The following is a 5821-nucleotide window of genomic DNA, read 5'->3' on the forward strand; positions in this document are numbered from 1 at the left end:
CCTACCGAGCGCGCCATCTTCAGAAAGCCCTATTTTTATAGGGCTTTTTGTCGTTTTGGGGGTGGCTTTTGTACTGCCTATCTCGCCTTTTATTATTTTTTGGTCGTTTAATTTCCGCACTGGCAAAAACCGTAAAAACGCCCATTTTTGGCCATTTTGGGGCCTTTTTCTCTTTCTCTTCTCTTAAATCTGCACTTTTCAAAATTCGTGTGCGTACTTTGATTTCCCCTTTAAAAACAGTTGGTTATCAGTGGTTTCAGGATGTTTGGACGGGTGTTGGGTTTGCACTTTATTAGCGATATGTGTGGGGGACGGTCGGCGAACTTTATGATTAAAAATCGAGGGGTAAAAAGGAGGGAGTACATCAATCCTCCGGTATACCCAATGCCTTCTTCTGCTCCGACCACAAGAGTGGAAAAGGCTTCATAAAATCAGCCAGTACCAAACCTCCCAGGCTGCGACCATCAATAATGGCTTCCTGAATCTCTGACGACAGAGTGGTCAGCCGGAGGATTTTCGAAGCATAGCTTTCGCTGTTGATTCCTTCCTTTTTAGCCAGCACTTTCAGGTGCTTCTCTTTTCCTGTTTCCAATGCCTTCAACCACCGATGCGCCCTGACCAGAGCATTTCTCAAAGCCGGATCGGCCTCTTCCAGTGCCGGACGACCATCTGGTGTGGTGACCTGGCTCTTGCCCTTGCGGCTGATGAACTTGATGGGGATATGCACCAGAATACAGTTCTCATCTTCGAGATAGGTGCGGGTCGCTTTGCCGGTTACTTTTATGGCCATGTCACTTCTCCTTGTAACTCATTGGTGATGGTGGGTATCCCTTCCTGGTGGAACCGAATCTCAATGCCCTGCTGATGGACGTCTATTCGGTTGACCAGCAGTTTCATTAAACGGCGCTGCTCTTGGGGAAACAGAAGATTCCAGATATCCGACAGGTCGTTCAGGGCTTCCCTGACTTGATCTTCATTGAACGTTTCCTGATCCGTCAGCATCTGCCACGTGGTGAAAATAATCTCTGGCTGCTTCAGTAAATCCCGTAGACTTTCCACCACCAAAAACTCGATTTCCTTCGCGGGCAAGGTAGGCAGGTGTGAATGTTTGTGGCCGTGCCTCCGGGCCACGCTACTGACGTAGTAACGGTGCAATTTGCCCTTGCTGCGGGTGGCCGTAGGTATCAGGGCTTCCTGTTCAGGACCGAACAGAAACCCCCGCAGAAAGGAAGGACTGTGCCTGTGTCGGCTGTCTGTCTGGCGGCCCGAGCTGTTGCTCTGGAGAATGGCCTCTACCTTCGCCCAGACCTCGGGTTTGATAAGGGCTTTATGCTCACCCGGATACCATTCACCCTTGTGTCCAATCTCACCAATATAAAGTCGGCTCTTCAATAGTTTATAGATGGCTGTCCGAGTGAACTTCTTGCTGCCAGCCACTTGGCCACCCTTGCGCGGCAGTCGCTTGGTTCGAAAGCCCATCTCATTAATCCGTTCAGCGGTTTCAACCTGTGAGCGGGTTTCAATAAAAGTCTTAAAGATCTCCCGGATAATCACCGCCTCTCCTTCATTGGGGATAAGCTTGCGATCGACCACGTCATAACCCAGCGGTGGCGTCCCACCCATCCATTTACCTTTCTTTTTGGAGAGCAGGAACTTGTCCCTGATGCGCTCTCCAGTGACTTCCCTTTCAAACTGGGCAAACGACAATAGAATATTGAGCGTCAGCCGTCCCATGCTGCTGGTGGTATTAAACTGCTGGGTGACAGCGACGAATGATACTTTATGCTTGTCGAACACCTCCACCAGCCGGGCAAAGTCAGCCAGCGACCTGGAGAGGCGATCCACTTTATAAACCACCACTACATCAATTTTTCCGGCTTCCACATCCTGCATCAGTCGCTGAAGTGCAGGCCGTTCCATGTTCCCTCCGGAAAAGCCGCCATCGTCGTATTCGTCCGGCACCAGAATCCAGCCCTCCTGTTTCTGAGAAGTGATATAAGCTTCACCCGCTTCCCTCTGAGCGTGGAGTGAATTGAACTCCTGCTCCAGACCTTCTTCCGAAGACTTGCGGGTATAGACTGCACAGCGCTTGAGATCCTTAATCTTGCTTTTACTTCTGCCCATGGCGTTTTCCCCGCTCATGGCTGCTCCCCTTCAATCCAAAGAACACCGGCCCCGACCAATGACTTCCGGTAATCAGCTTGGCGATCCCGGAAAGGCTCCGGTATATCTGGCCCCGGTACTCGAAACCTTCCCTGGTGACAATCACCTCGTGGGTTTCACCTTCATACTCCTTAACAATCCGGGTACCTGCTGGTGGCTTATTGACCCTGGCCTTGGGCACCGATTTGTCTTTAGCTGAAGGTTTCTGCAGCCGTTGCAATCGATTTTTATGCTTCTCGGAAAGGCTGCCCAGTTCCAGCTCCTGAACCCGGAAGGCCAATCTTTGTCGCAGCAGTCGTTTATTGAGCCTGGGGGCTTTGGTGCCATAGAGCTTTGGCCAGAGTTCCAGCAGTGCCTTGGTGGACATCTTCTGAATGGCAGCTACCTTGGCCGCCAGGCTTGACTGTTCGGATAATTCATTCTTCATTGTTGGACTCCTGTCGTTGAACCGTATGAGACATACAGGCTCTGGTTCCGGCATTAGTCCAGTTATCTTTCTCTCTTTCGGTGTTTTCCCGCTCTTGCTGCTTTATATGGCGACGTTCAATACCGACAGCCAGAATCTGGCAGATAGCCAGGGTATTGGGGTGCGGCTGATGGCTTGATAGGGTTTTGTTCATGGTGGGCTCCCATCCCTGGGTGGTGCGGATTTATTTAAAAGTGTTGCTGTAAAACTGGCTGGAATCCATACCGAGGTAACTGGTTCTATCCGGTGCTTTCCAGAGGATTGACAAGACGTGCAATCGGGTACAAGATGACACTGTATAAAAAAACAGTAGTTCGTAGAGGTCAGGATGTAGCAGTAAAAAAATCAAAAAAACGGAGGACGGGATGCCCTATGTAAAGCGAGTCCTGAAATATGTTCGGGATGATTATTGTCGTAAGTTGCTGCAGTTAACCGGAGTGACGAAAGCGCAAAGGATTATTGCTCAAGAGCCTGAAATCAGTACCACCGTCAATCTGATAGACACCTATGCCAACCTCGATAAAAGACACCGGAAGACTTTTGAAGACCTGACTCGGCGCATTGACCAAATGACGGATGAAGTGGGTCAGGAGTTCCTGGCCAGGCTGGTCAAAAATAAAGCCGAGTACACTGCCCAGAGTGATCCTTATAATAAGGCCGCCTGGGCCCTTCTTCATGAACAGACCCTCTTTGAACAGGCCGAAAATGAGCGCTTTGCGGATGAGGCAAGGCTCACAGCAAAGTGGGATAGCTTCAGGGTATTATCCAACGTCAATCAGCTCCCGGATCTGAAAGGATTAAAAGAGTATCTCACCCAGCACTTTGGCGGAGATGATGAAGTGCTGGTGGAGCTGTTTAAACGTGAACGCCCAAGCATCGATGGCACCACAGAAACCTTGCAACAGGTGATGGTTTACCGGGAAGGTGTGCCCAGCCTGCTCAAGGAAGTTTCCAAGGAAAAGAAAGCACTCCGGGAAACCATGGTCAGGCCAGCAAGGGAGTATGCTTTCCTATGGAACCCGAAGAAGGGTGAGCTGGAAGTCGTGACTCGTAAGAAGCAGGAGCGCGAGAAGCTGGCCCAGCTGTTCACCAGCAAAGGACTGGGAATAGAACAAGCCCCGGAAAAGCTGGAGAGAAGACAACTTACGCTGGATGTGCTGAAGTCAAATCCAGTCCTGCCATTTACCCGTGAAAAAGGGATTGAAAAGGTCTCTGTCTCCTATCTGAAATTCAAATCAACCCGAACCAAAGCTACTTACACCGCTCGATCCCCTGCCCATAAAGCCCATGAGAAAAATGTCTATCAGGTGATGAAAGAAGATGAGGTGGAACACTTTCTGAATTGTGACCATTACTCTATTGCTGAAGTTTCCATCGCTGTGAAGTTCAGGAAAAGGGAAGGACAGAGTCGTGCCAACAGCACCATCATCATTCTGAAAGATCCCTGCACTTCCAATTTACAGGATTTGACGGAACGGGAACGTTATCTCAGCTGGAATAAACTCAAGGAGTGGGGACTGACTCATGACTGATACACTGGAATTACCGAAGAAACAGCGTTCATTTCGCTACCTGGCCGGGCTGTACGAAACCGATTCTGGAACGGTTCTGAAAGCCTGCCTGGAAAAGGATAGACCCAATGAAGCTTCTGACATTGTCAGCTCTGGAGCTTTGACTCCGGGCGGTTTGGCTTCCGTCATCCCCATTGATACCGACGACGGAGAGCTCTGGCTGGAGGTGATTGAGAGAAACCCGGAGCGCGAGCCGGGTGTCTATACCTGTTACTGTGTCTCCGAGGGCTTTGTTGAGGTTACGGAAGATCAGCAGCGGCAATACAAGTACGACAGAGATTGGCTAATCAAAGTGCTTAAGAACCACCTTAAGTTGTCAGGCGAACAGGTCACGGTGATTCCTGAACTGCTCGAGTGGCTGGGCAATATTCAGGTAGATGGGCAGCCCTACCAGGTTCTGCTTGCCAGACACCTGACCAGTATGAGCGGCTTCAAAAGCATTTATCAGAACTTGGAAAGTTGGCAGGGTAAGGCTCCCGGTGTGGTTCTAACAGTATCCGAGCGGTTTGACCATCTGCTTCCCTTGCCAGGCCCGTATCCGATTGTGTCGATTATGTCGCTGCTGTCTTCTGAAGGCCCTTGTGAAATAGATACCCGAAAACTGAAAGATGTACTGCGCGCAACCTTCCAGCCTGACCTTGGATCACTGGAGGTAGAGTGGGAGTACTATGGTAGCCAGGGACGGTTTGAAGCAAGTGGCTGCGAACCCTGGGATATTCGAGGTGGTCAACGCTGCAAGGTGGCGAACATGATTTACGATGCCTGGCTGGCAGGAAACCGGGGAGTAACGACTGAGCAGATCAAGGAGGAAGGCATCAGCTATACCCATCCACGAAACTGTTTCAATGACAGCGATCAGTGGGAAGACTATATCCAGTACGAGAACAGATTATGGAGCTTAAAGGCAGAGCCCCGCTCCAGACGAGCAGGCGTGTCCTAATGACAATCGGGAAAAGTTGACTTCAGCACCGGCTTCAGGCCGGTTTTTTTTGTCATTTTTTTAAGAAAATAACGCCGTCTACACTCTGTCTACTTCCCATCTACTCTCTGTCTACTCCGACTGTCCCATGATTGATCCTGCCTTTGGAAAAAACAAGAAGGAGCATGAAATGGAAGTGCAACACCTGAGCCAGAAAGAACTGGCCGACCGCTGGCGGATCAGCCCCTACACCCTCGAGAAATGGCGTATGCGTGGGTTGGGTCCCTGCTATATCAAGCTGGGTAATCGTGTCGTTTACCGGTTGTTAGATATTGAAGCGCACGAGGCTTCGCATACCCATGCGGGTACATCGCAGCCAATCTCTTGTCGGGGAGGTGAGGTATGAGCAGCGAGCAGGAAAACATCCAGAGTATGAGCGTTGCTGAACTGGCCGCCCGTTCCGGAGAAGAGTTAGCAACTTTGGTCAAAGAGACTGATAAAGCCCTGGCACAACTCCAGGTGCAAAAGGATTGGTTGGAATCGGTCATTGCCTACAAGTACGTTTTCAAGGCTTCCCAGATCCGGGCAAAGCTGCAGCAGGAATTTGGTGAAATCAGCTTTGAAGATGAGGGTGTGGGAGTGCTGGTGGATTTGCCCAGGGAGGTTAGATGGGATCAGCAGAAACTAAAGACCATCGCCCAG

At 50.4% G+C, this 5821-nt stretch carries 9 protein-coding genes; 5 read left to right on the top strand and 4 right to left on the bottom strand.

Translation table 11 applies throughout. The annotated features are described in order from the left end of the window. Positions 1-187 (top strand): hypothetical protein (locus KDK16_RS12375; RefSeq protein WP_257276353.1); only part of this gene is annotated, 187 nt, incomplete at its 5' end. Positions 188-364: 177 nt separating this feature from the next. On the opposite strand, the gene KDK16_RS12380 is transcribed toward KDK16_RS12375, so the two are convergent. From KDK16_RS12380 to KDK16_RS12395, 4 genes are read right to left on the bottom strand one after another with little or no spacing between them, the layout of a single operon-like run. Further along, positions 365-790, bottom strand: a complete 426-nt coding sequence (locus KDK16_RS12380) for a hypothetical protein (protein WP_257276354.1) — start codon at positions 788-790, stop codon at positions 365-367. After that, positions 781-2142 (bottom strand): recombinase family protein, encoded by a 1362-nt coding sequence (locus KDK16_RS12385; protein ID WP_257276355.1) that lies wholly within the window; start codon positions 2140-2142, stop codon positions 781-783. Before KDK16_RS12385 ends, KDK16_RS12380 begins: the two co-directional genes overlap by 10 nt. Beyond that, the gene (locus tag KDK16_RS12390) at positions 2111-2590 is read right to left on the bottom strand and encodes a DUF2924 domain-containing protein (protein WP_257276356.1); all 480 of its coding nucleotides are present in this window, start codon (positions 2588-2590) and stop codon (positions 2111-2113) included. The genes KDK16_RS12385 and KDK16_RS12390 overlap by 32 nt, the downstream gene beginning before the upstream one ends. Then, entirely contained in the window at positions 2580-2783 is a 204-nt protein-coding gene (locus tag KDK16_RS12395; RefSeq protein WP_257276357.1) for a hypothetical protein, read from the bottom strand. The genes KDK16_RS12390 and KDK16_RS12395 overlap by 11 nt, the downstream gene beginning before the upstream one ends. A gap of 211 nt (positions 2784-2994) precedes the next feature. Here KDK16_RS12395 and KDK16_RS12400 point away from each other — a divergent pair, with 211 nt between their 5' ends. The 4 genes from KDK16_RS12400 to KDK16_RS12415 all read left to right on the top strand — a co-directional run. Beyond that, the gene (locus KDK16_RS12400; protein WP_257276358.1) at positions 2995-4161 is read left to right on the top strand and encodes a hypothetical protein; all 1167 of its coding nucleotides are present in this window, start codon (positions 2995-2997) and stop codon (positions 4159-4161) included. Beyond that, entirely contained in the window at positions 4154-5140 is a 987-nt protein-coding gene (locus tag KDK16_RS12405) for a hypothetical protein (RefSeq protein ID WP_257276359.1), read from the top strand. The genes KDK16_RS12400 and KDK16_RS12405 overlap by 8 nt, the downstream gene beginning before the upstream one ends. A 127-nt stretch (positions 5141-5267) precedes the next feature. Next, positions 5268-5525: an AlpA family transcriptional regulator gene (locus KDK16_RS12410; RefSeq protein ID WP_257276360.1), complete on the top strand. Its 258-nt coding sequence runs from the start codon at positions 5268-5270 to the stop codon at positions 5523-5525. Next, positions 5522-5821: hypothetical protein (locus KDK16_RS12415; RefSeq protein WP_257276361.1), on the top strand; the 300-nt coding region annotated here is incomplete at its 3' end. The genes KDK16_RS12410 and KDK16_RS12415, both read left to right, overlap by 4 nt.

Source organism: Endozoicomonas sp. SESOKO4, from assembly GCF_024606275.1.